This window comes from Actinomadura sp. ATCC 39365, assembly GCF_054392275.1.
Window position 1 is genome coordinate 6,917,849 of sequence record NZ_CP184335.1, and the last position, 22,804, is coordinate 6,940,652.

At 73.8% G+C, this 22,804-nt stretch carries 15 protein-coding genes and 2 pseudogenes; 10 read left to right on the forward strand and 7 right to left on the reverse strand.

The features are described from left to right. Positions 1-7: 7 nt before the first annotated feature. The 4 genes from ACNF49_RS33870 (at position 8) to ACNF49_RS33885 (ending at position 4,793) form a co-directional block, all read left to right on the forward strand. Positions 8-1,081 (forward strand): ABC transporter substrate-binding protein, encoded by a 1,074-nt coding sequence (locus ACNF49_RS33870; protein ID WP_482940104.1) that lies wholly within the window; start codon positions 8-10, stop codon positions 1,079-1,081. Beyond that, on the forward strand, positions 1,074-2,186 hold the full coding sequence (locus ACNF49_RS33875) for a FecCD family ABC transporter permease (protein ID WP_357976644.1): 1,113 nt from the start codon (positions 1,074-1,076) through the stop codon (positions 2,184-2,186). Before ACNF49_RS33870 ends, ACNF49_RS33875 begins: the two co-directional genes overlap by 8 nt. Further along, on the forward strand, positions 2,176-2,961 hold the full coding sequence (locus ACNF49_RS33880) for an ABC transporter ATP-binding protein (RefSeq protein ID WP_357976647.1): 786 nt from the start codon (positions 2,176-2,178) through the stop codon (positions 2,959-2,961). Before ACNF49_RS33875 ends, ACNF49_RS33880 begins: the two co-directional genes overlap by 11 nt. A gap of 131 nt (positions 2,962-3,092) precedes the next feature. Next, positions 3,093-4,793 carry an HAL/PAL/TAL family ammonia-lyase gene (locus ACNF49_RS33885; protein WP_482940105.1) on the forward strand — a complete coding sequence of 567 codons (1,701 nt, stop codon included), beginning with the start codon at positions 3,093-3,095 and terminating at the stop codon, positions 4,791-4,793. A gap of 43 nt (positions 4,794-4,836) precedes the next feature. Here the strand turns inward: ACNF49_RS33885 and ACNF49_RS33890 are convergent, their stop codons facing one another. Further along, the gene (locus ACNF49_RS33890) at positions 4,837-5,796 is read right to left on the reverse strand and encodes a TNT domain-containing protein (RefSeq protein WP_482940106.1); all 960 of its coding nucleotides are present in this window, start codon (positions 5,794-5,796) and stop codon (positions 4,837-4,839) included. 301 nt (positions 5,797-6,097) lie between these two features. Continuing rightward, positions 6,098-7,300, reverse strand: a complete 1,203-nt coding sequence (locus ACNF49_RS33895; RefSeq protein WP_357976656.1) for a PucR family transcriptional regulator — start codon at positions 7,298-7,300, stop codon at positions 6,098-6,100. A 188-nt stretch (positions 7,301-7,488) separates the two neighbouring features. Between ACNF49_RS33895 and ACNF49_RS33900 the strand changes: the two are divergent. The 5 genes and pseudogenes from ACNF49_RS33900 (at position 7,489) to ACNF49_RS33920 (ending at position 12,308) form a co-directional block, all read left to right on the forward strand. After that, positions 7,489-8,264 (forward strand): annotated as a pseudogene (locus ACNF49_RS33900) (ABC transporter ATP-binding protein). Positions 8,265-8,287: 23 nt separating this feature from the next. Next, positions 8,288-9,058, forward strand: coding sequence for an ABC transporter ATP-binding protein (locus tag ACNF49_RS33905; RefSeq protein ID WP_482940107.1), 771 nt, complete (start codon positions 8,288-8,290; stop codon positions 9,056-9,058). Further along, a complete protein-coding gene (locus ACNF49_RS33910; RefSeq protein ID WP_357976664.1) occupies positions 9,055-9,945 on the forward strand; it encodes a branched-chain amino acid ABC transporter permease in 891 nt (296 codons plus the stop codon). Before ACNF49_RS33905 ends, ACNF49_RS33910 begins: the two co-directional genes overlap by 4 nt. Continuing rightward, positions 9,938-11,041 carry a branched-chain amino acid ABC transporter permease gene (locus ACNF49_RS33915; protein WP_482940108.1) on the forward strand — a complete coding sequence of 368 codons (1,104 nt, stop codon included), beginning with the start codon at positions 9,938-9,940 and terminating at the stop codon, positions 11,039-11,041. The genes ACNF49_RS33910 and ACNF49_RS33915 overlap by 8 nt, the downstream gene beginning before the upstream one ends. Beyond that, entirely contained in the window at positions 11,031-12,308 is a 1,278-nt protein-coding gene (locus ACNF49_RS33920) for an ABC transporter substrate-binding protein (RefSeq protein ID WP_357976670.1), read from the forward strand. The genes ACNF49_RS33915 and ACNF49_RS33920 overlap by 11 nt, the downstream gene beginning before the upstream one ends. Before the next feature lie 189 nt (positions 12,309-12,497). Here the strand turns inward: ACNF49_RS33920 and ACNF49_RS33925 are convergent. From ACNF49_RS33925 to ACNF49_RS33940, 4 genes and pseudogenes are all read right to left on the reverse strand, one after another. Further along, positions 12,498-13,427: pseudogene (locus tag ACNF49_RS33925) on the reverse strand (glycosyltransferase family 4 protein); the annotation flags it as partial. A 29-nt stretch (positions 13,428-13,456) separates the two neighbouring features. Continuing rightward, positions 13,457-13,642, reverse strand: coding sequence for a hypothetical protein (locus tag ACNF49_RS33930; RefSeq protein ID WP_482940109.1), 186 nt, complete (start codon positions 13,640-13,642; stop codon positions 13,457-13,459). Continuing rightward, on the reverse strand, positions 13,639-15,633 hold the full coding sequence (locus ACNF49_RS33935) for an amylo-alpha-1,6-glucosidase (RefSeq protein ID WP_482940110.1): 1,995 nt from the start codon (positions 15,631-15,633) through the stop codon (positions 13,639-13,641). The genes ACNF49_RS33930 and ACNF49_RS33935 overlap by 4 nt, the downstream gene beginning before the upstream one ends. A gap of 183 nt (positions 15,634-15,816) precedes the next feature. Beyond that, positions 15,817-19,224: a phosphodiester glycosidase family protein gene (locus ACNF49_RS33940; protein WP_482940111.1), complete on the reverse strand. Its 3,408-nt coding sequence runs from the start codon at positions 19,222-19,224 to the stop codon at positions 15,817-15,819. Positions 19,225-19,329: 105 nt separating this feature from the next. Here ACNF49_RS33940 and ACNF49_RS33945 point away from each other — a divergent pair, with 105 nt between their 5' ends. After that, on the forward strand, positions 19,330-20,523 hold the full coding sequence (locus ACNF49_RS33945; protein ID WP_482940112.1) for a cytochrome P450: 1,194 nt from the start codon (positions 19,330-19,332) through the stop codon (positions 20,521-20,523). Here the strand turns inward: ACNF49_RS33945 and ACNF49_RS33950 are convergent. Next, on the reverse strand, positions 20,483-22,732 hold the full coding sequence (locus tag ACNF49_RS33950) for a hypothetical protein (protein WP_357976686.1): 2,250 nt from the start codon (positions 22,730-22,732) through the stop codon (positions 20,483-20,485). The genes ACNF49_RS33945 and ACNF49_RS33950 overlap by 41 nt on opposite strands. Between the last annotated feature and the right edge of the window lie 72 nt (positions 22,733-22,804).

Here is a 22,804-nt window from a genome sequence, read left to right on the forward strand (position 1 = left end):
ATCACCCATGAGACCTTCCCGTACCCGCCGGGCCTCGGCGCTCGCGCTCGTGCTGCTGGCCGCCGCCTGCGGCACGCCCGCGGCCACCGGCGGCGAGGCGACCACCGTCGCGCCGGCGTCCGCCGGCCGGACCGCCTACCCCCTCACCTTCGACAACTGCGGCACGCGGGTCACCTTCCGCCGGCCGCCGCAGCGCGTCCTGATCCTGAACGGCACCAGCGTCGGCGAGGTGGAGAGCTTCCTGCTGCTCGGGCTGGAGCGCAGCATCCTGGCCAACGCCCAGAGCTACGGCGTGTCCGACGACCCGTCCATGACGGCCCGCATCAGGGCGCTGCCGACCGGCGGGCTGACCATGAACAAGAACTTCGACGTGCCCGCCGAGCAGGTGCTCAAGCTCAAGCCCGACCTGGTGGTCTCCACCTGGTCGGGCGGGTTCGACCCCGCCCGGGGCTTCGCCACCCGCGAGCAGCTCGCCGCGGCCGGCATCACCTCGCTGGTCAACCCGGTCAACTGCGCGATGGGCAAGCCGGAGGCCACCGAGCAGGAGAAGCGCGCCTACCGCAACCAGTCGATCAACTCCTCGCTGGAGTTCATCAGCCTGCTCGGGCGGGTGTTCGACGTGCAGCGCAAGGCGTTCGACCTGATCGGGCGGCTGCGGGCGCGGGTGGAGTCGGTACGGGCCCGCGTCGCGGCGCTGCCGCCCAGGAAGGTGCTGATCGCCTATCCCGGCATGGCCATGATGAACGCCAACGGCCTGCCCGCCGTGATGACCGGCGGCATCTACGACGACGTCATCAGGGCGGCCGGCGGGGTCAACGCCTTCGCCGGCCAGACCGCCGACATGACGCGCACACTCAACCGCGAGCAGCTCGCCACCGCCCAGGTGGACGTGCTGGTCGTCGGGCTGTTCACGCCCGAGGAGAAGGGCGCGGAGGCGGCGGCCAAGCTGTTCGCCGCCTACCCCCACTGGGCCGCGGCCAGATCCAGAACCTTCACGGTCGTCTCCGACGGCGTCTACCTCGGGCCGCTGAACGCCTGGGCCGTGGAGAAGATCTCCAAGGTGGTGCATCCCGGTGGCTGACACGCTGACCGCGCCGCCGCGCCGCGCCGCGCCCGTCCCGCCGCGGCGGCCGCACGCGGTGTCCGGGCGGGCGACCGGGTTCCTGCTGGCCGGGCTCGGGGCCGCGCTGGTCGTGGCCCTGGTGATCGGGATCTCCGCCGGGTCGGTGAACCTGCCGCCGGACCAGGTGTGGGGGGTGGTGTGGGCGTACCTGACCGGGCGCGGCGAGCAGGCCGATCCGCTGCTCGCGCAGGTCGTGTGGGAGATCCGCACACCTCGGGCGCTGCTGGCCGCGCTGGCCGGGGCCGCGTTGTCGGTGGCCGGGGTGGCGTTGCAGGCGCTGGTCCGCAACCCGCTCGCCGACCCGTACGTGCTGGGCGTGTCGTCGGCGGCGTCGCTGGGGGCCGTGCTGGTGCCCGCGCTCGGGGGCGGCGCGCTGGCCGGGCTGACCGGCGCGCTCGGCGTCACCGGGGCCGCCTTCGCCGCCGCGCTGCTGTCGGCGCTGGTGGTGTACGTCCTGTCCCAGCGTTCCGGCAGGCTGCTGGACTCGTGGCTGGTGCTGACCGGCGTGGCCGTCGGCTACCTGTGCTCGGCGGCCACCACGTTCGTGCAGCTCCAGCTCAACCCGACCGAGCTGCAGGGCATGATGTTCTGGCTGATGGGCAGCGTCGCCGGGGCGTCGTGGGCCGACCTGGGCGTGCCCGCACTGCTCGTCGTGTGCTGCGTGGCGTGGCTGTCCTCGCAGGCGCGGGCGCTCAACGCGCTGCTGGCCGGCGAGGAGTCCGCGGTCGCGATCGGCGTGCCGGTCGCCGCGCTGCGGATCGGGCTGCTGGCGGCCGGGTCGCTGCTGACGGCGACGGTGGTCAGCGTGGTCGGCGGCATCGGGTTCATCGGGCTGATGGTCCCGCACATGGTCCGGTTCGTGGTCGGGGCCGACCACCGCCGGGTGCTGCCGGTCTCGCTGCTGGCCGGCGCGGTGTTCCTGGTGCTGGTCGACCTGGCGGCGCGGGTGGCCGACCGGCCGAACGAGCTGCCGGTGGGCGTCTTCACCACGGGGCTCGGCGTGCCGTTCTTCCTGTGGCTGCTGCGCCGGCGGCGGGCGGGAGGCGGCGGCGATGCGGCTTGACCTCGCGGGCGTCAGCGCGAGCATCGACGCGCGGCCCATCGTCACCGACGTCACGCTGAGCGCCGGGCCGGGCGAGTTCGTGGCGCTGGTCGGGCCGAACGGCAGCGGCAAGTCCACGCTGCTGCGCACGGTCTACCGGTCGCTGCGCCCGTCGGGCGGCGTCGTCCGGCTGGACGGCGACGACCTGTGGCGGATGCGGCCCCGGCACGCCGCGCGGCGGCGGGCGGTCCTGCCCCAGCACAACCCGGCCGGAGAAGGGTTCTCCGTGGCCGAGGTCGTCGCGGCCGGACGCCACAGCCACAAGCGGGCGCTGGACCGGGAGAGCGCGGGCGACCGGGCGGTGGTCGCCACGGCCCTGGAGCGGGTCGGCATGGACTGGGCGGCCGACCGGCTGATGACCACGCTGTCCGGCGGCGAGCGGCAGCGCGTGCTGCTGGCCCGCGCGCTGGCCCAGGAGGCGCCGCTGCTGATCCTGGACGAGCCGGGCAACCACCTGGACGTCGGGTCCCAGCTCCTCCTGCTGGACCTGATCCGCTCGCTCGGCCTGACGCTGCTGGCCGCCTTGCACGACCTGGACCAGGCCGCCGCCTACGCCGACCGGATCGTCGTGCTGCGCGAGGGCCGGGTCGCCGGGCAGGGGCCGCCCCTGGAGGTGCTGACCCCGGCCTTCATCGAGGAGGTCTTCGGCGTCCTGGCCCATGTGGGGCCGCATCCGATCACCGGGCGGCCGCATGTGGCGGTGGCGTCCAGGGCGGGAGGTAAGCGCCTGCCATAGGGCGGGTCAGCACTCGTCCCCCGGTGCGGAGCCGTGCCGGGCGCCGTCCGTCCGGCCGGTTATAAACGGAGCGGAGTGGATCTTCGTCGTGAAGGGGCCGGGGGACCGTGGCGATCAGCAAAGTAGGACGAATGGCCGCCGGTGTCGGCCTGCTCGCGGCGGTGTGCGTGCCGGAGCGGGCCGTCGCCGTCCCGGCCCCTCTCCCGGTCGCGGCCCCGGTCGCGGCCCCAGTGGCGGCCCCGGCCCCTCCGGGGACGGCGCCGGTGCTGAACCTGGTGCTGGACGGCGGCCGGTTCGCGCTGCGGGACGCCTTCGCGATCCTGGCGGGCCGTCCCGTGCTCGCGCGGGTGTCGGAGGCCGCGCGGGCCCGGATGGCGCAGTCGCGGGCGGGGGCGCTGGCGGCTCTGAGCGGCCAGCGGGTGTACGGCTGGAACCAGGCGCTCGGCCCGCTGAAGGACCGCCCGCTCTCGCCGGAGGAGGCCGAGCAGTTCCAGCGCAACGTGCTGCGTTCGCACGCGGCGGGCGTCGGCCCGGCGTTCCCCGACGACGTGGTCAGGCTGGCGCTGATCCTCAAGGCCAACCAGATGGCCAGGGCGAAGATGGGCGTACGGCCCGAGGTGCCGCAGCGGCTGCTGTCCCTGGTGAACGCCGGGGTCGTGCCGGTGATGCCGCAGATCGGCTCGCTCGGCACCGGCGACCTGCAGCCGCAGGCGGCGGCCGGGCTGGCCGCGCTGGGCGAGGACGCGCCGGTGCACTACCGGGGCGAGACCGGGCCGGCCTCGCAGATGTTGCCGCGGGCCGGGCTGCCCGCGAGCTTCACCTTCGAGGCCGGGGAGGCGCTGCCGATCGTCAGCGGCAGCACGGTGCTGGCCGCCACGCTGATGCACGCCCTGCACCGGGCCACGGTGCTCGCCGACCAGGCGGAGGGGGCATTCGCCCTGTTCATGGAGGCGACCAGGGCCGAGCGCGGCTCGCTGGACGCGCGTACGCACCGCGAGCGGCACATCCCGGAGGAGGACGCGGTCGCGGCGCGGCTGCGGGCCATGGTCGCGGGTTCGGAATGGATGACCGAGGAGGGCCGCAGGCGGCTCGACCCGGCGAACTACACCCCGCGCGTGCAGGACGCGGTCTCGGTGCGCGCGGCCCCGCACATCATGGCCGGGCTGCGGCAGGTGCTCGCCGCCATCCGCCGGACGCTGGCGCGCGAGGCCAACTCCTCGACCTCCAACCCGCTGGTCTTCCGGCGGGAACGCGGCCCCGGCTACGAGTTCGTGATGGGCGGCAACTGGGACGGCTCGATCATGGGCCATCTCGCCGACAGCCTGAACGCCGAGATCACCGACCTCGGCGTCCTGTCGCAGGAGTTGTCCGGACGTCTGCTGTCGCCCCGCTGGAGCTACGGCCTGCCGGCGAACCTGGCCGGCGGGAGCGTCGGCCTGAACTCCGGGATGGTGCAGGTGCAGTCGGTGGCCGCGGCGGTGGTCCCCGAGATGCAGGTCAGGGCCCATCCGGCGGGCACGTTGTCGCGTCCGGTCAAGGATGGCCAGGAGGACCACAACACGATGGCGATGGCCTCGGCCCGCGACCTGCACGCGAACCTCGACCGGCTGGAGATCGTGCTGGCGGTGCAGTACCTGATGGCGGCGCAGGGCATCGACCTGATCGCGGCGAAGATGGCCGGCCTGCCGCTCGGGACGGCGACCCGCGCCCTGCACGACGAGCTCAGGCGCCACGTCGCGCCGCTGGGCGACGACCGCTACCTGACCCCCGACCTGGAACGGACGATCTCGCTGGTGCACGCGGGCGGCCTGACGCCGTACACCGCCCGGTGACGTACCGGAACGGTGGGGGTGCGCAGGCCGCCGCGGCCCGTGCCTAGGGCCGCCCGGACCTGGACGGGCGGATCATCGGGGCGGGCTTGCCGGCCGTGACGTAGGTGCCGCGGTTGATCGCGTCGCGGGCCGCCGTGTCGCGGAACGTGTCGCGGGCACCGGTGTCGGAGGCCACCGTGTCGGAGGCCACCGTGTCGCGGGCCGCCGTGTCGCCGTCGGTCCTGACGACGGTCACCACGACCGGTTCGATCTCCTCCAGGTATCCGTTCGCAATCAGCCAGCTCACCGGAACTTCCTCGCTGGTCTGCGGAGCCTCCGGGATGTACCTGCTGAGCACGTGGTACTGCGTGCCGCCGCCCGACTGCTCGAACGCGGGCGCCGCCGGGCCCACCTCGACGCGGAACGACTTGAGCACCCGGAACGCGTGGTAATTGCACAGATGCTGCGGATCCTGCGGATTGGTGTTCAGGTTGCGCGGCGGCAGAGCGCGCTTGATGAACTGGTCGCCCAGCGGCGACAGGAACGCTCCCCCGTAACCGCCGAAACGGTCGAGCCTCATGCCGATCTGCAGAAACGTCGTCTTGAGCAGCAGTCTGCCGTTGGGGTAATTGCCGGAACGGCCGAAACCGGAGTCGGGCGGGAAACGGTAATTGTTGGCGGCGTGGTCCCAGTAGCGGGAGAGGAAGTGCTGCGGGGTGAGACCGCCCAGCGGCACGTAGTCACGCAGAAGGGCGCCGAGATAGCCGGCCCGGGGCAGGATCGTCGGCCCGAGGTCCGGATCGCCGGTCACGTACGGCGGCCCGCAGACCAGCCCGCCGGCCTCCTGGCCCTCCTTCCCGGGTTCGCCCTTGCCGGCAGGCGGCGTCGGCTGGACAGGCACCGGCCGCACGAGCGGGGCGGTTTGCCGGAGGGTGCTGTCGGCGTGCGCGGACACGCTCCCCATGGGGTCGGCCGCCAGGCATATCGCGACGGCCAGGACGACGCTTCGTCGGTTGATTCGCATGAGTTTCCCGTGGATCGTGCAGAAGAAGCGAATGAAAAGAGATCACGAGCGATTCGGCGACACCTGGGACGGCGGCATGGACGCGACGTCCAGATAATTCATCAGCAATGCCGGCATGTATGCAGCCAGGTGTCGAATGCGCTGATCGACAGCTACATTCCCGCCTACCGCCCATATCGCATCTTCGGCATGACAAGAGAACAGCAAAGAGCGCAGCAACGAAAGCGGCCATTCTCGCTAAGGGTTGAAATATCCGAGAATGCGGCGCTTTGCGGGTCTCACCGGGCGGGGCCGAGCCTGATCACCCTTGCGCCGGGGGCAGCAGGCGGACCGCGTCCAGGGCCAGCGCGAGGTCGACGATGTCCCGCGGGCGGGTGAGCGAGCGGCCGGTGAGCTGCTCGATCCTGCGGACCCGGTTGATGATCGTGTTGCGGTGGCAGAACAGCCGGCCGGCGGCCCTGGCGGCCGAGCCGTCGCAGGCCAGCCAGGTCTCCAGGGTGGTCAGCAACGTGTCGCGGTCGGCCGGGTCGAGGGCGAGCAGCCGGCCGAGCGCGCCTTCGACGAGGTGGCCGGTGACGCCGGGCCGGCTGATCATCAGCACGGCGGGCACGCGCTCGTCCAGGCGGGCGATCTCGGGGCCGCCGTCGGCGCAGGTGCGCATGGCGAGGGAGGCCAGCTCGTGCGCGGTGCCCAGCTCGTCCAGGCCGGTGACGACGGGGCTGACCCCGGCCACGCCACTGACGATGAGGCTCAGCTCCTGGCACAGATCGTCCAGGGTGGCCCGGCCGAGCGCGACGACGGCGACCTCGTGCCCGGTGCGCATGCGCCACAGCAGCCGCAGTGTGCCCAGGGTCGCGGGCAGCCGGACGTCGTCGTGGTGGCGTCCGCGCGGGAAGCGCACGGTGACGACGGCGTAGCGGGCGCGTTCGGGCAGGTCCAGGGAGTCGGCGGCGGCGCGCACCACCCCCGCGTCGGCGGCGCCGTCGAGCAGGGCGTCCAGCAGCGCGTTGACGCGTTCCTTGCTGCGGCCGAGGATCTCCTGCTCGCGCCTGCCGTAGACGTCGCAGGCCACCAGCGACTGCCGGTCGATCGCGTGCCAGACGTGGCTGGCGGCGCGGACCAGGACGTCGAGGCGTTCGGGGCGCTCGCGTTCCATGTGGTCCACGATCGCCGCCCAGGTGACCTGGCCGGCCAGGCGGTACATGCGCAGCAGCGACTCCAGCGGAAGACCCTGCTCGGCCCTGCGCTGGGCCATCGACCGGGTGAAGACCAGGTCGCGCCGCTCGGACGGCTCCTGCAGGATCGCGGTCAGGCCCAGGCGCACGCCTTCGAGGGTGCTCTTCCAGTGCTCGTCGTAGGGGACGCAGGCGCTGTAGACGTCGTCGCCGCCGCGCGTCCTGGCGACCAGCTCGCCGGTCAGTTCGGGCAGGCGTTCGAGCAGTGCCCTGGCTGCAGTGCGTAACGTCTGGCGGACGTCCTCGTCCACGACCGTAGGGGGACGCATTCCCCGAGGCTGCCACCGGCCGCCGTTCCAGAACAAGGCTCTGTAGCGTTTTGTGACCTCGCGTTGTGCGGCTGCACAACGGGCCCCCGGCCGCGGTGGGCAGCGAGCCCGACTTCGCCGCCGCATCTGGACGGCGGCCCCGCCCGCCGGTTTGGGTGGGCCGCCATGGGGTCCTGTGAGGAAGACGAATGGCCGAGCTGAGCGTGGACGGTCTCGTGGTGGACTACGGTCCCGTCCGGGCGCTGGACGGCGTGTCACTGAGCGTGCCGTCCGGGGCGGTGGTGGCGGTGCTGGGCGCGAACGGCGCAGGGAAGACGACGCTGCTGCGGGCGGTCTCGGGAACGCTCCGGTTCCACCGGGGCCGGATCGCCGCGGGCGGCGTCACCGTGGCCGGGGTGCGGGTGGACGGGCAGCCGGCCGCGGCCGTGGTGCGGCGCGGCGTCACGCACGTGCCCGAGGGCCGCCGCGTGTTCGCCCGCATGACGGTGGAGGAGAACCTGCGGGCCGGCGGGCTGGGCACGCCGCGCGCGGCCGCCGTCCGGGCCGGGCGGCGCGTGCGCGAGCTGTTCCCCGTCCTGGCCGAGCGCGCGCACCAGCGCGCCGGGCTGCTGTCGGGCGGCGAGCAGCAGATGCTGGCCATCGGCCGGGCGCTGATGGCCGAGCCGTCGGTGCTGCTGCTGGACGAGCCGACGCTCGGCCTGGCCCCCGGGCGGCCGCCACGATCGCCGCCACGATCAGGACGATCAACGCCGCCGGCACCTCGATCCTGCTCGTCGAGCAGAACGTCGCCACGGCCCTGTCGCTGGCCTCCCACGCGTACGTGCTGGAGGTCGGCGCGGTCGCGCTGGCGGGGCCCGCGGCCGAGCTGGCCGCCGGTGACGAGGTGCGCCGCCGCTACCTGGGCGTGGACGACGGGACCCCGGCCCCACCGGCGAGAGCCGGGTTGTCGAGGTGGTCCGCGTGACCCCGACATACCAACCGGATGGTATGCCCGTCTTGGAGGTACGCGACGTGACCGTCCGCTTCGCCGGCCTGACGGCGCTGGACCGCGTCGGCTTCACGGTCGCGCCCGGCACCGTGCACGCGCTCATCGGCCCCAACGGCGCGGGCAAGTCCACCTGCTTCAACGTGCTGTCCGGCGTCTGCCGGGCCGCCTCGGGCAGCGTCAGGTTCGGCGCGAGCGAGCTGACCACGCTGCGCCCGCACCGGATCGCCGCGCTCGGCGTCGCCCGCACGTTCCAGAACATCGCGCTCTCCCCGCACCAGCCGGTGCGGGACAACCTGCTGCTGGGCCGCCACCGGCTCACCCGGGCCGGGTTCGTCTCCGCCGGGCTCGGCCTGCCGGGCGCGCGCCGTGAGCGGCGCGCCCACACCGCCAGGGTCGCCGAGATCGCGGCCTTCGCCGGGCTCGCCGCGGTGCTGGACACGCCGGTCGGGCTGCTCCCGTACGGCGTGCAGAAGCGGGTCGAGCTGGCCAGGGCCCTGGCCATGGAGCCACGCCTGCTCCTGCTGGACGAGCCGGTCGCCGGGATGAACGGCGGCGAGCGGCTGGAGATGGCCGGGCTGATCAGGTCGGTACGGGAGAGCCTGGGCGTCTCCGTCCTCCTGGTCGAGCACGACATGGGCATGGTCATGCGGCTGGCCGACCGGGTGACCGTGCTGGACTTCGGCCGCCGCATCGCCGACGGGCCGCCCGCCGAGGTGCAGAACGACCCGGCGGTCATCGGCGCGTACCTGGGCGTGGAGGAGACGGAGTGATCACCTTCGTGGAGCTGCTCGTCAACGGGGTCTCGCTGGGGGCCGTCTACGCGCTGATCGCGCTGGGCTTCGTCGTCATCTTCAAGGCGACCGAGGTGGTGAACTTCGCGCACGCCTCGCTGCTGCTGGCCGGCGGATACGTGGTGGCGCGGCTGCACCCCCACCTCGGCTTCTGGCCCGCGCTGCTGGCCGGGGTCGCGGCGGCGGCGGTCATCGGAGCGCTGGTGGAGTTCCTGGTCATCCGCCGCTCGAAGGCCGGTTCGCACAGCGTGCTGGCCATCGTCACCATCGGCGTGGACATCGTGCTGACCACCGAGCTCACCCGGCGGATCGGCACCGAGGTGCTGGCCATGGGCGACCCGTGGGGCTCGCGGGTGCTGCGCCTCGGGCCGGTCACGGTCGCCGAGACCCGGGTCGTCGCGCTGGCCGTGGCCGGGGTACTGATCGCGGCGTTCCTGCTGGCGTTCAAGTACACCGGGTGGGGGGTGGCGATGCGGGCCACCGCCGAGGACCCCGAGACGGCCGCGCTCATGGGCGTGCGGCTCGGCCGGGTCTCGGTCAGCGCGTGGGCCGTGGCCGGGGCGCTGGCCGCGGTGGCCGCGCTGTTCCTGTGCGTCTTCCCCACGCCCGGCCTGGACCGCGGCTCCTCGCTGGCCGCGCTGAAGGCCTTCCCCGCCGCGATACTCGGCGGCCTGGACTCCACCACGGGGGCGCTGGCCGGCGGCCTGATCGTCGGCGTCACCGAGGCCCTGACCACCGGCTACCAGAACGACCTGGCCTTCCTCGGCCGCGGGATCGGCGACGTGGCGCCGTTCCTCGTCATGGTCGTCGTGCTGCTGCTGCGGCCCGCCGGGCTGTTCGGGACGAGGGAGCGGGCCCGTGTCTAGGCCCGTCGTGTCACTGGTGGCCCTGGCCGTCTTCGTCGCCGTGCCCTTCTACCTGGAGGGGTTCTGGCTGCAGGCGGGCCTGTTCGCGATGGCGGCCGCGATCGGCGCGATCGGCGTCAACCTGCTGACCGGGGCGACCGGTCAGCTGTCCATGGGCCACGCGTTCTTCCTGGCCGTCGGCGCCTACGCCTACGTCTACCTGGCCGCCGAGCCCACCGCGTCGCTGGGCGGCCTGGGCCTGCCGACGCCGGTGGCCGCGGTGCTGGCGGTGGCGCTGGCCGGGGTCGCCGGCGGGCTGTTCAGCCCGATCGCGGGCCGGCTCAAGGGCGCCTACCTGGGCATCGCCACGCTGGCGCTGATCTTCGGCGGGCAGCATCTGCTGTTCAACGCCGGGCCGGTGACCGGCGGGTTCAACGGGCGTGCCGTCCCGGCGATGGAGGTCTTCGGGTTCGCCTTCGCCGACGGGCCGGAGCTGGTCGTGCTGGACGTGCCGTTCGGCGCGCTGGAGCGGCTGTGGTTCCTGGGCGGCCTGGCGCTGCTGGCGGCGGCGCTGTTCGCCCGCGGCGTGCTGCGCGGGCGGCCGGGCAGGGCGCTGAACACGATCCGCGACCACGAGATCGCGGCCGGGGTGATGGGCGTGCCCGTCACCCGCTACCGGGCCGGCGTCTTCGTGTTGTCGTCCATGTACGGCGGCCTGGCCGGCGTGCTGCTGGCCCTGGTCTTCCAGCGGACCGTGCCCGACTACTTCGGCATGCTGCTCTCCCTCGACTACCTCGCGATGATCGTCATCGGCGGCCTGGGCTCGGTGGGCGGCGCGGTGCTCGGCGCCGTCTTCGTCTCCCTGCTGCCGCAGCTGCTGACCCGGTACGGCGACGCCATCCCCCTGGTGTCCCCGTCCGGCTCCGGCGGCGGCCTGTCCCCCGCCGAGGCCGCCCGCATCCTGTACGGCGCCGCCGTCGTCGCCGTCGTGCTCTTCCTCCCGGGCGGCCTGCTCGGCCTGCCGCGCGCCCTGCGCCGCCGGTCACCGGGGCGCCGCCCGTCCGCTTCACCGTCACCGGATCCGTCCCCCGAGACCAGGAGCTCACATGTCCCGTAACCGCACGGCCGTCCTGGCCGCGCTGCTGGCGCTGGGGCTGGCGGCCACCGCCTGCGCCAGCGGCAAGGCCACCGGCGGCGGCCAGGCGACCGCCACCGCCGCCGGCGGCGACGGCGTCAGGACCGGCCCCGGCGTCACCGCCGACACGATCACGCTCAGCCTGCTCACCGACCTGACCGGCCCCTACGCCTCGCTGGGCAAGAGCCTCACCCAGGCGCAGCAGCTCTACTTCGAGCAGGTCAACCAGAGCGGCGGCGTCTGCGGCAGGAAGATCGAGACCATCGTCCGCGACCACGGTTACGACGCGCAGAAGGCGATGGCCGCCTACGCCGAGGTCGCGCCGAGGACGGCCGCGATCCCGCAGTTCATCGGCTCGCCGATGGTCACCGCGCTCAAGGACCGGATCACCGCGGACAAGATCCTCACCCTGCCCATGGCATGGGCCACCAGCCTGCTCGGCAGCGAGGCCATCCAGGTCACCGGCACCACCTACGACGTCGACATGATCAACGCCGTCGACTTCCTGGTGAAGGAGAAGGGCGTCAAGGCCGGGGACCGGATCGGCCACCTGTACTTCGAGGGCGACTACGGCGAGAGCGCGCTGGCCGGGTCCAAGTACGCCGCCGGCGAGCTGGGGCTCACGCTGGTCGAGCAGAAGATCAAGGCGACCGACCAGGACATGACCGCGCAGGTGGCGGCGTTCAGGAAGGCGGGCGTGCGGGCCGTGCTGGTCTCGGTCGGCCCGCGCCAGACGGCCTCGCTGGTCGGCGTGGCCCTGGCCGCCGGGATGGACGTGCCGTTCGTGGGCAGCAACTCGGCCTACAGCCCGCAGCTCCTGGCCACCCCCGCCGCGCCGGCGCTGCTCAAGGACTTCTTCTACGTGACCGCGGGCGCCCCGATCAGCGCGCCGCTGCCCGCCTACGCCAAGCTCGTCGCCGACTACCGGGCCAAGTACGCCGGCCAGCCCCTGGACAGCGGCGTGGCGGCCGGGTGGACCGCGGCGATCATCGTCGGCGACGCGCTGCGCAAGGCGTGCGAGGCCAAGGACCTCAGCCGGGCGGGCATCGTCGCGGCGCACCGGTCGCAGAAGTCGTGGGAGGCCGGGCTGGGCGGCACGCCGATGGACTTCAGCGTCTTCGACCGGCCCGCCTCCCGCGCCTCCTACGTGGTCAAGCCCGACAAGCAGGCGGTGGGCGGCGCCGTCATCCTCAAGGAGGCGGCGGTGTCGGAGCTGGCCGGCAAGTACACCGTCCCGGCGGCCGGCTGACCGGTGGGCCCCACCGCCGGGCGTCGCCCCGGCCGCCGGGCTCGTCGGCGAGCCCCGCCGAGCGGGGGTGGCCAGCATGCGGCGGTAGACCGCCTCGTAGGCCGCGGCCATCGCCGCCACGCCGAAGTGCCGCTCGACGTGGGCGCGGCAGGCCCGCGGGTCGAGCCGTCCGGCCGCCTCGATCGCCGCGGGCAGCTCGGCCGCCTCCCGCAGGACGAACCCCGTCACGCCGTCCACCACGATCTCCGGCACCGCGCCCCGGCCGATGGCGACGACGGGCGTGCCGCAGGCCATGGCCTCGATCACCACCATGCCGAACGGCTCCTCCCACTGGATGGGGAAGACCATGCAGCGGGCGGCGGCCAGCAGCTCGCGCTTGCGCCCGGCGTCGGCCTCGCCCAGATAGGTGACGCCGGGGCCGAGCCGCGGCCGTACGTGCTCGTCGAAGTAGACGTGCTCGCACGGCTCGGTGAGCTTGCCGGCCAGCACGATGCGGCGGCCCGCCGCGCGGGCGGCGTCGATGGCCAGGTGCGTGCCCTTGCTGTGGCTGAAGCGGCCCAGCCACAGCACCCAGTCCTCCTTGTGCTCCCGGAAGGGGAAGGAGGCGGTGTCGAGCGCGTTGTGCACGGTGGCGATCCAGTTGAGGTCGGGGGCGTCGGCGCGCTGGGCGTCGGAGACGGCGATCAGGTTGACGCGCTCGCCGAGCGCCCGGTACACCTCGCCCAGCTCACCGCCGGCATCGCCGTGGCAGGTGACCACGGTCGGGGTCGCCCTGCCGAGGGCGGTGAGCGGCCCTGCCAGCGAATGGTCGTGCACGATGTCGGCGGGAAGCCCTTCCAGCGCCCGCCAGGCCTGGGCGGCGTGCAGCACCTCGGGCAGCCCCTCGCCGATCCGCTCCGAGGGCGCCTCGGGGTAGGTGACCAGGAACTTGGCCGGCAGACCCGTGCTGCCCGCGCCGATCAGCGTCACCTCGTGGCCGCGGGCGGACAGGCCCGTGATCAGGTCGGCGAGCATCTGCTCGATCCCGCCGTAGGCCCGCGGCGGCACCTCCTCCCAGGGCGGAGCGACCATCACGATGCGCAGCGCGCCTTCCCAGTCGTCCTCGGCTTCCGTCGTCATCCCAGCACCTCCCCGTGTCGGTCCGGTCGTCACAGCGCCGGCAGGCCGTGCGCCCTGCGGGCGGGGCCGGAGCGGCAGGCGCCGCTGATCGGGCAGCGCGGTTCGGTGACCAGCTCGACGCCGTCGGGCAGGCCGGACACCAGCGGCGTGCCGTCCTCGCCCCTGACGCGGATGCCGACCCTGGAGTCGCCCACCGGCATGCCTTTGATCGTCACCTCCCCGAACCCCTCGGGCAGCGCCGGGACCAGCCACAACTTCCCGTACGGCACCCACGGGTCCAGCCGCAGCAGCGTGCGCAGCAGCTGGATGGGCGCGGCGGCGGCCCACGCCTGCGGCGAGCACGACGTCGGGTACGGCACCGGCCGCCCGTACTCCTCCTTGCCGAACCCGCAGAACAGCTCCGGCAGCCGCCCCCGAAGGCGTGCGCGGCCTCCAGCAGCCCGACGGCGATGCGCTGGGCCTCCTCGACGTGGCCGTAGCGCATCAGCCCGGCGGCGATGATCGCGCTGTCGTGCGGCCACACCGAGCCGTTGTGGTAGCTCATCGGGTTGTAGGCCCCCATGGACGAGGCCAGCGTGCGCACCCCGAACCCGGTGAACATCTCGGGCGAGAGCAGGTGGCGGGCCACCTGCCGGGCCTTGTCCTCGTCGGCGATGCCGGCCCACAGGCAGTGGCCCATGTTGGAGCCGAGGCCGTCGATGGGCCGGCCGCGCCCGTCCAGGCCCATGGCGTAGTAGCCGGGGCCGGGCAGCCAGAACCGTTCGTTGAACGCCTCCCTGATCGCCCGCGCCCGCTGCACGTAGCGCCGCTCGGCGGCCTCGTCGCCCTGCTGGCAGGCGAAGTGGGCGCGGGCGAGGTAGGCGGCGTAGACGTAGCCCTGCACCTCGGCCAGGGCGATCGGCGGGCGGGCGATGGTGCCGTCGGCGAAGTTGACGCCGTCGAAGGAGTCCTTCCAGCCCTGGTTGACCAGGCCGCGGTCGGTCTTGCGCTGGTACCAGACGAAGCCGTCGCGGCTGGCGTACTCCTCGATCCAGGCCAGGGCGGCGTCGGCGTGCGGCAGCAGCTCCTCCACCGCCTCGCGGTGCACGCCCCAGCGGCGCACCTCACCGAGCAGCATGACGAACAGCGGGGTGGCGTCCACCGAGCCGTAGTAGGCCCGCCCGCCGTACGGCGAGGAGCCGTCCTGGACGCCGAAGCGCAGCTCGTGCATGATCTTGCCGGGCTCCTCCTCGGACAGCGCGTCGACCTTGGCGCCCTGGAGCCGGGCCAGCCTGCGCAGGGTGCCGAGGGCGAGCGTCTGGTCCAGCGGCAGCGCCATCCAGGAGGTCAGCAGCGAGTCGCGGCCGAACAGCGTCATGAACCAGGGCGCACCGGCGGCGATCGCGGGCGGCTCGTCGGGATGGTCGCGGTCGAACAGGCGCAGGCTGCCCAGGTCCTCCCGGGAGCGGGCCAGGGCCTCGACGAGAGCGGCGTTCGTGCTCTCCAGGACGGGGGTGCTGGCGGTCCACTCGGCCAGACGGCGGGCCGGCTCGGCGTGGTGGGTGGGATGGGCGACCGGGAACCGGGCCGAGGACTCCTCGCCCTCGTGGACCGGCGTCACGAGCACGGTGACCCGCCACTCGCCGCGGGCGGGCACCACGACGTCGAAGGTGAGCAGGCCCGGCGCGGTGACGACCGGCGTGCCCGCCGGTTCGACGGCGATCCTGGCGCCGCGGGCCCGGCTGGGCGAGTAGACCTCGATGCCGCGCTCGCCGGGGTTCATCTCGACGTCCTCGGCGGGCCAGCTCCGTTCGGACTTCACCTCGAACAGGTCGGCCAGGTCGGCGCCGGCCTGCACGCACACGACGCAGCCCGCGGCCTCCTCGGACATGTTGCGCAGCGTGAGGTCCTCGCGCAGCCCGCCGCCGACGTAGCGGTCGCGCACCACGAGCAGCGTGCTCTCGGCCCATCCGGGACGCGGCCGGGCCTTGCCGAGGAAGGTGGCGTGGTACGGCTCGCCCATGATGACCTGCAGCGGCTCGACGGGATGGTCGTCCACCCGCAGCATCCAGCGGGACAGCAGGCGGGTGTCGGCGTGGTAGACGCCCTGCGCGCCGCCGGGGACGATGTCGCCGCCGCACTGGCACACGCAGAACGAGCCGCCCTCCACGAGCGTGACCGTGTCGCCCAGCGCGCCGGGTTGTCCCTCGAAGGTCCATGCGTTCACCGACGAGCCCCCAGTCCTTCCCCCGGTCCCGCGCCTGCGGGGGCAGGTCCCCGCACGTCAGGAGTGCTATCCGGAGGAAGAAGGGGGAATCCCATGGCTGTCTAGATTCTTAACACTTCGTCCCGATATTTCGGTATCTGGGGTGCTTCGGCCGGGGAGGGTGATTCCTCCCCGGCCGGGGCCTCAGGCGGCGGCCTTGGCGGTGAGCGCCACGGTCGCCTGGCGGGTGACCCCGCTGACGGTGACCGCGACCGTCACCTGTCCCGCCCGCAGGGCCGTGATCGTGCCCGTGCCCGGGTCGAGCACCGCCACGTGCCACGGCTTGGCCGTCTGGCGGGTGCCGACGTGCAGGTTGGGCGAGCCGGACCAGGTGACCGAGACCGGGTAGGCGGCCGGGACGGCCCGGTCGTCCTGCCGGATCGCCGCCGTGACCGGCGCGGGCGCGCCGACGGCGACGGTCGCGGGCGCGGTCAGCGTCAGCTCGTCCACGTGCGGCCGCACCTGCGTGCCGATCCAGTCGGGCGCGTCGGTGAACCAGTTGCGCCGTACGTGCTCGGCCTCGGCGGGCGTCACGGGGTCCACGCCCCACAGCGACCAGCCGGTGAAGCCGCCGTCCTCGGGGGCGGTGGCCGGGTTCTTGCCGGAGTTGCCGTTGATGAAGTACGGCACCGCGTCCACGCGCGAGGCGTTGAACGTGCCCACGTGCCCGCCGATGAAGGCCGCGCCCTTGCCGGTGTCGCGCTGGAAGCCGGCCAGCCAGCCCTCGACCAGCGCGGCCTCCTTCCGGTCGCCGAGCTGGCTGCCCTTGCCCGGCGTGGGGTCGCGCGGCGGCACGTGGAACAGCACGGCGACCGACCCGACGGAGGCGTCCTTCGCTGCCTTGTCGAGCTCGGAGCGGAGCATCGCGACCTGGTCGTAGCCGCCGCCGCGCAGGTTCAGGCGGGAGGTGTCCAGGGTGACGAAGCGGGTGCCCTTGTGGTCGAACGTGCCGTACGTGTCGCCGAAGACGGCCTTGAAGTTGTCGATCTTGCCGCCCATGACCTCATGGTTGCCGGGGATGTAGTGATATTTCAGCTCTCCTCCCAGCTCCTCGTCGAGGATCTTCTTCGCCAGCGCGAAGTCCTCCGGCGACGCCTCGTCCACCAGGTCGCCGTTGATCAGCAGGAAGTCGGGCTTGGCGGCCTTGATCTCCTTGAGCGTGCGGCGGGCGTTCCTGACGATGTCGCTGTCGGGGTTCCTGGCCACGAACTGGGCGTCCGACATGACCGCGAACCGCCAGGGCGCCTTGGCCACGTCCGCCTTGACCACGGGGTCGGCGACCTTGGGCGCGGCGGGCGCGGTGATCGACGGCGGCACCTTGGCCACCAGGCCGTCGATCAGGATGTCGTTGCCGTACTTGGCGTCGGCCCTGGTCTCGGCCACGTAGAAGCGCCGGAGCTTGAGCGGGTAGTTGACCCCGGCGGGCACCGGGAACTCGACGTACTGCCAGCCGGTCCACGTCAGGTACGGCCCGCGCAGGATCTGCGACTGGCCGAGCGCGTCGTAGAACTCCAGGCTGGGCCACTCCCCCTTGCCGGTGGAGTTGATCCACAGCCCGAACGCCTGCGGCTGCCCGTCCACCACGATCTGCTGCGGCGGGCTGGCGTACGCGGCCCGGGTGGCGGTCGAGGTGGTGAAGTCGTAGGACAGCTTGAGCCCGCCGCCGCTCTGGCCCGGCGCGGCCGACAGCGAGCCGGTGGCGCGGGCGGCGGCGAAGGTCCACCTGGCCGCGTCCTCGAAGTCGGCGACCGGCTTGGACTCGAAGCCGACCGTCACCGGCACGGCCGTGGTGATCTTGCCGACCTTGGCGGTGATCAGCCCGGAGCCGGTGGCCTGCCGGGCCTTGACGGTGAAGTAGCCGTGCTCGGCCGGGGTGACCTCGAACAGGTTCCGGTCGTAGTCGAGCGTGAGGTCGTCCGGCTCGATGGGCGCGGAGTTGCCGTTGCGGTCGTAGCCGACGACGCCGAAGGCGGCGCTGCCGTCGGCGCCCGCGATGCCGAGCCGGTCGGCCGTGGCGCCGAGCCGCTGCAGCGGCTGGAGCACGGTCAGGCCGATCGTGCCCTTGGCGCCGCCGCGCGCGGCGGTGACCGTGGTCTGGCCGGGCACCAGGGCGTGGAACCTGCCGTTCCTGATGACTCCGTGCACGGCCGGGTTGGCCCGCCACGACGGCGTGCCGGCCGCGGGGCCGTACGTCTCGTCGTAGCCGGCGGCGGTCAGCCGCCTGGTGAGGCCGGGGAAGACGCGGTCGGGACGGCCGCCCGCGACCGGGCCGACGCCGGGTGCCTTGGCCGGGTCGCTCGCGGTCTCCAGCCAGAAGCCCTTGAGCCTGCCGCTGCCCTCGGGCGCGTACAGCGCCAGGCCGTTGGGCACGTGGCGCTCGCCGCCGTCGGAGGGGCTGTTCTCCACCTGCACCCCGGCCGAGCCGGGCTCGCGCGCCAGCAGGGTGGAGGAGCCGCCGCCGTCGAGGTTGAGGGCGTTGGCCGCGCCCAGGTCCACCATCATGGCGGCCAGCTCGTTGAGCGTGACGCCGCGGCTGTCGGCCTGGCGGCCGTCCACGGTCAGCAGGTACATCTTCCTGCCGTCGGCGGAGAAGCCCACGGCGGTGCGCGGGTGCGCGGCCGCGTCGGTGCTGTTCTGCACGACGCCGTCCTTGACCAGGACGTAGTTGCCGCCGACGGCCGCCTTGACGGTCGAGCCGTCCGAGGCCTTCGGCTGGTACTTCACGTCCACGCGGTCGCCGGCCTTCAGGGCCGACAGGGCGGCGGCGCCGGCGTCCCGGCCGAGCAGGATGGTGGTGCCGGCGGGGATGGGCCCGGTGCCGGCGGCGTTGCGCACCTCGGTGACCACGCCGTCCACCAGCACGACCTCGGCGACCGTGGCGGCGCCCTCGACGGCGCGGGCCCGGTTGTAGGAGCCCCACAGCGGCGTGAACAGGCCGACGCCGCCGTTCTGCACCATCTGGTTGAACTGGGTGAGCGCGATCGGCGCGCCGCCGGAGGGCGTGGCGGTGCCCTCGAAGTACATCTTGAGCACCCGCCCGATGCCGTCGCCGGTGACGGCGACCGCGTTGTCGTGCCCGGCGGCCGGCGACTGGACCAGCGTGCCGTCCTGCACGCCGATGCCCTGGGCGGCGCCGGAGTTGTTGATGTCGAAGAAGTCGCCGTTGACCGCCGCCACCGCCCGGGAGCGCCCGGCGGGGCCGGACAGCGGCTCGGTCCTGGTCACCTCGCCGGAGAAGACGTAGTCGGCCCTGGGCCCGCCCTTGCCGCCGCCGAGGTCGGCGGTCAGCGCGTCGGCGCGCAGCCAGCCCAGCGCATCGTAGGTGTCGAACGAGGTCAGCGAGAGGCCCGGCGCGACCGGCCGGGTCCTCTTGGCCGTCTCCAGGCGGGGCTGCCCGGCGGTGGCCTGGCTGATCAGCGTGGAGGGCGGCGGGTAGGAGGACGCCTTCAGCGCGTCCTCGGCGGGCGGGGCGGGGTCGGCCTGCGCGGGCGCGCTCAGGGCCACCGGCCCTAACACGAGCGCGGCGGCGGCCAGGAAACGGAGGGTCTGCACGACCGAACTCAATCGTTCGTGGATATAAGTTTCAAGACTTCGGAGTGAACTAAAAGAAAATTTCAGATCTTGTGGCGCTCCGGGCCACGCCGGACGATGGGACGCGTGGATCGACAGGCGCTCTACCGCGACCCGTACCCGCTCTACGCCCGCGCCCGCGCCGCCCCCGGGCTCACCTTCGTCGAGGAGCTGGACGCCTGGCTGGTGGCCCGGCACGACGACGTGCGCGAGGTGTTGTCCAGGCCGGACGACTTCTCCTCCCAGGGCGCCCTGCGACCCGACGTGGTCCCGAGCCCGCGGGCCTTCGCCGAGCTGGCCGGGGTGCCGGGCGGCGCGCCCGTGGTGCTCAGCACCGACGGCGAGGCGCACCGGCGCTACCGCAGGCCGCTCACCCGCGGCCTGTCGCCCGCCCGGGTGGCCGCCGTCCTGCCGTTCGTCACCGCCACGGCCGCCGACCTGGTCACCGCGTTCGCCAAGGCGGGCGGGGGCGAGTGGATGTCCCGCTACGCCAAGCCGCTGCCCGCCGCCGTGATCGGCCACCTGCTGGGCCTTCCCGCGGCCGACGTGCCCACCGCGATCAGGGGCGGCTTCCGGGCCGAGGACCTGCTGTTCACCCCGATGCCCGAGGACGAGCAGATCGCCGCCGCCCGCGACGTGGCCGCGCTGCGGCGCCTGCTGGCCGCCCACGCCGCCCGTTCAGGCGGGGCCGCCGACCTGACCGGCGAGGTGGTGCGCGGCCTGGCGCCCGGCCCCGGCGAGCCGACGGCCGCCCAGCGCGACGAGATCGCCTCCAACGTCGAGAACGTCATGCTCGCCGGGCACCTCACCACGACCGCGCTGCTCGGCTCGGTCGTGCACCGCCTGCTGCGCGACCGCCGCCAGTGGGAGCTGCTGTGCGCGAGCCCGGCCGAGCTGATCCCGGCCGCGATCGAGGAGGCCGCCCGGTACGAGGCGCCCGTGCAGGGCTTCCGCCGCCGCGTCACCAGGCCGCTCACCCTGGCCGGCACGCCCTTGGAAGAGGGCTCGACGGTCTTCGTCTCCTTCGCCTCGGCCGGCCGCGACGAGGCGGTGCACGAGCGGCCCGACGTCTTCGACATCACCCGGCCGCGCGCCCGCCATCTGGCGTTCGGCCACGGCGTGCACGGCTGCCCCGGCGCGTTCCTGGCCCGCGAGCAGCTCCGGGTGACGCTGGAGCTGCTGGTGGCGGAGCTGCCCGGCCTCCGGCTGGCCCGCCAGGACGTCGTGATGGCCGCCACGCTCATCCACCGCGCGCCCGAGGAGCTCCATCTGACCTGGTGAGCCGGGCCAGGGTCTCCTCGTAGGCTGGGTCGAGCCAGTAGTCGGAGTGCCAGCGCGCCTCGGGCAGCGGCTCGCCCGGCCCCGGCTGGAGCGGGTCCCAGCAGAACCGGTCGACGGTCTGCTCGCCCTCGCCCGCCGGACGTGGCCCGAACGGGTCGACCCGGCGGAAGACCGGCCCCCCGATGGGGTCGCTCAGCCGGTACAGGTTCGTCCAGCGGACGGCGTCGCGCATCGCCGACAGGCCGGGGGTGCCGAAGTAGGCGGGGAAGAAGGCGGCGTACAGGCGGCGCAGCGGCGAGCCGTGGGTGAGCAGCCGGACCCGGGACCGCAGCTCGGGCCGTACCTGGAGGACGAGCGCGGCGGTGAGCACGCTGCCCTGGCTGTGCCCGGACAGCACCACCTCGTCGTCGGCGGTCCTGGTCAGGGTCTTGACCCGGGCGAGCAGCTCGGGGATCACCCGCTCGGTGTAGCAGGGCGGCGCCAGCGGGTGGATGGCCCTGGGCCAGAAGGTCGAGACGTCCCACAGGATGCCGACCGTGCGGCGCAGCCGCGTGTCGCTGTACGTCCGGCGGCCCAGCAGGACCAGGCCCACGACGATCGCCGTCATGGCCCAGCTCCCGATCGAGGCCAGCAGGCCGGCCAGGCCGCCCACCGGGGCGAACAGGTGGAACCGGTAGATCACGGTCACCGCGCCGGAACCGGCCACGCCGATGCCGGTGAGCACGGCCAGCACGAGCCCGGCGCGGTCGGTGAGCGAGGCCAGCGCCCACTTGCCGGCCACGTCCCGGTCGTAGGCGCCGTAGTAGGGGGTCAGCTTCGGGGTGAGCGCGGCGGCGGCCGACCCGCGGACCAGCCACAGCTCGACCGCCACGGCGACGAACCCGATCACCAGCAGCGGCACGAGCGCGGCCGTCCACCAGACCGGGTCGTCGAGGTAGAGCCTGCGGTCGACCGGTCCGGGCTCGGCGACCGAGGCGGGCACGCCGAAGAACGTGGCCGTCCAGAACAGCAGGCCGAGGGCGAGCACGTTGGCGCTGCCGGCCGCCACCATCAGCGTGAACCAGGCCGCCATGCCGCACATCGCCCGCCGCTCGATCGGGTCGCCGGTCTCGGCCGGCCGGTCCATGCGGGCCAGGACGAACGTCGCCACCAGGATGAACAGCCCCAGCCCGACCGTCAGCGCGAACTGGAACGCTCCAACGCCGATGCCGGGCAGCTGCCGCCCCGGCAGCGCGGGCGACATCCCGGCCAGGGCGGCGGCGATCGTGGCCACGAAGGCCAGCGGCCCGGCCACCCGCAGCGCCCGGCACGCGCCGGTGAGCCACGGCGGGACCGCCTCGCCCGGCGCCAGCCGCCTGGCGATGCCGGGCAGCGCCGCCAGCACGGCGGCGGCGACCTGGACGGCGGCGTTGGCCGCCGTCAGCGCCAACCCCCGCGGGTCGCCCACGAACGGCGCCGACACCGCCAGGCCGATCGACCCCAGCGCGAAGGCGACGTGCACGGCCCGCAACCGCCACACGGGCGCGCCGCCGTGCCACAACCGCGGCCGGGCCAGCAACGGCCCGGGACGCGAGCCGCCGTCGGGCGGGAAGCCGGTCTGCTCGTCGCGCTCCCAGGTGCGCCGCGCCAGCCACCACAGCAGCACGACCACCGCGAACGGCGCCAGCGCGGCGACGGCCAGCCGCCGCGACGGCTCGGCGCCCCACAACTCGCTCATCCAGTGGACCCAGGCGGGCGCGCTCTCGCGGGCGCAGGCCCGCCCGGCCGCGGTGCACTGCCAGCCGATGAGGTCGACGCTCGCCCGGGTGACCGCGCCCACGAGGGTGCCGGTGAGCAGCAGCGCGAACAGCCGCTGCGCCGCCTCGGCCACGTGCCGCAGGCGGGCGCCGCCCACGGGCCTGGGGAGCATGAAGTAGGACAGGTTGGCCAGGGAGAAGGGCAGCAGGAGCAGCCAGAGGGCGATGGTCCTGCCGCCCGAGGTGAGGCCGCCCCAGGCGTAGGCCTCGCGGTGGCGGATGCCGGGCAGGTCGTCCTGCTCGCCGTCGGGGCGGCCGCCGGGCCACCAGCGGCGATAGAAGCCGGTGGTGGCGTCGCCGGCGATCTGGCGGGGGTGGGGATGGTTGAGGATGCTCGCCGGCGGGGTGCCGGAGACGCCGTGCACACGTAGTTCGGTCATGCCTCCGCAGGTGGGGTCCAGGAATCCGTCCATGAGCTCAGGATCACGCAAAGTCACCGATCACGCAAAGTAATGACACGGTCACGACAACGTGAGCTGGTCCCG

What these genes read in the sequence shown, in the direction of transcription:
- ACNF49_RS33870 (WP_482940104.1), top strand. Translation starts at nt 8, where the DNA reads ATGAGACCTTCCCGTACCCGCCGGGCCTCGGCGCTCGCGCTCGTGCTG.
- ACNF49_RS33880 (WP_357976647.1), top strand. Translation starts at nt 2,176, where the DNA reads ATGCGGCTTGACCTCGCGGGCGTCAGCGCGAGCATCGACGCGCGGCCC.
- ACNF49_RS33885 (WP_482940105.1), top strand. Translation starts at nt 3,093, where the DNA reads ATGGCCGCCGGTGTCGGCCTGCTCGCGGCGGTGTGCGTGCCGGAGCGG.
- ACNF49_RS33890 (WP_482940106.1), bottom strand. Translation starts at nt 5,796, where the DNA reads ATGCGAATCAACCGACGAAGCGTCGTCCTGGCCGTCGCGATATGCCTG.
- ACNF49_RS33895 (WP_357976656.1), bottom strand. Translation starts at nt 7,300, where the DNA reads ATGCGTCCCCCTACGGTCGTGGACGAGGACGTCCGCCAGACGTTACGC.
- ACNF49_RS33905 (WP_482940107.1), top strand. Translation starts at nt 8,288, where the DNA reads ATGCCCGTCTTGGAGGTACGCGACGTGACCGTCCGCTTCGCCGGCCTG.
- ACNF49_RS33920 (WP_357976670.1), top strand. Translation starts at nt 11,031, where the DNA reads ATGTCCCGTAACCGCACGGCCGTCCTGGCCGCGCTGCTGGCGCTGGGG.
- ACNF49_RS33950 (WP_357976686.1), bottom strand. Translation starts at nt 22,732, where the DNA reads ATGGACGGATTCCTGGACCCCACCTGCGGAGGCATGACCGAACTACGT.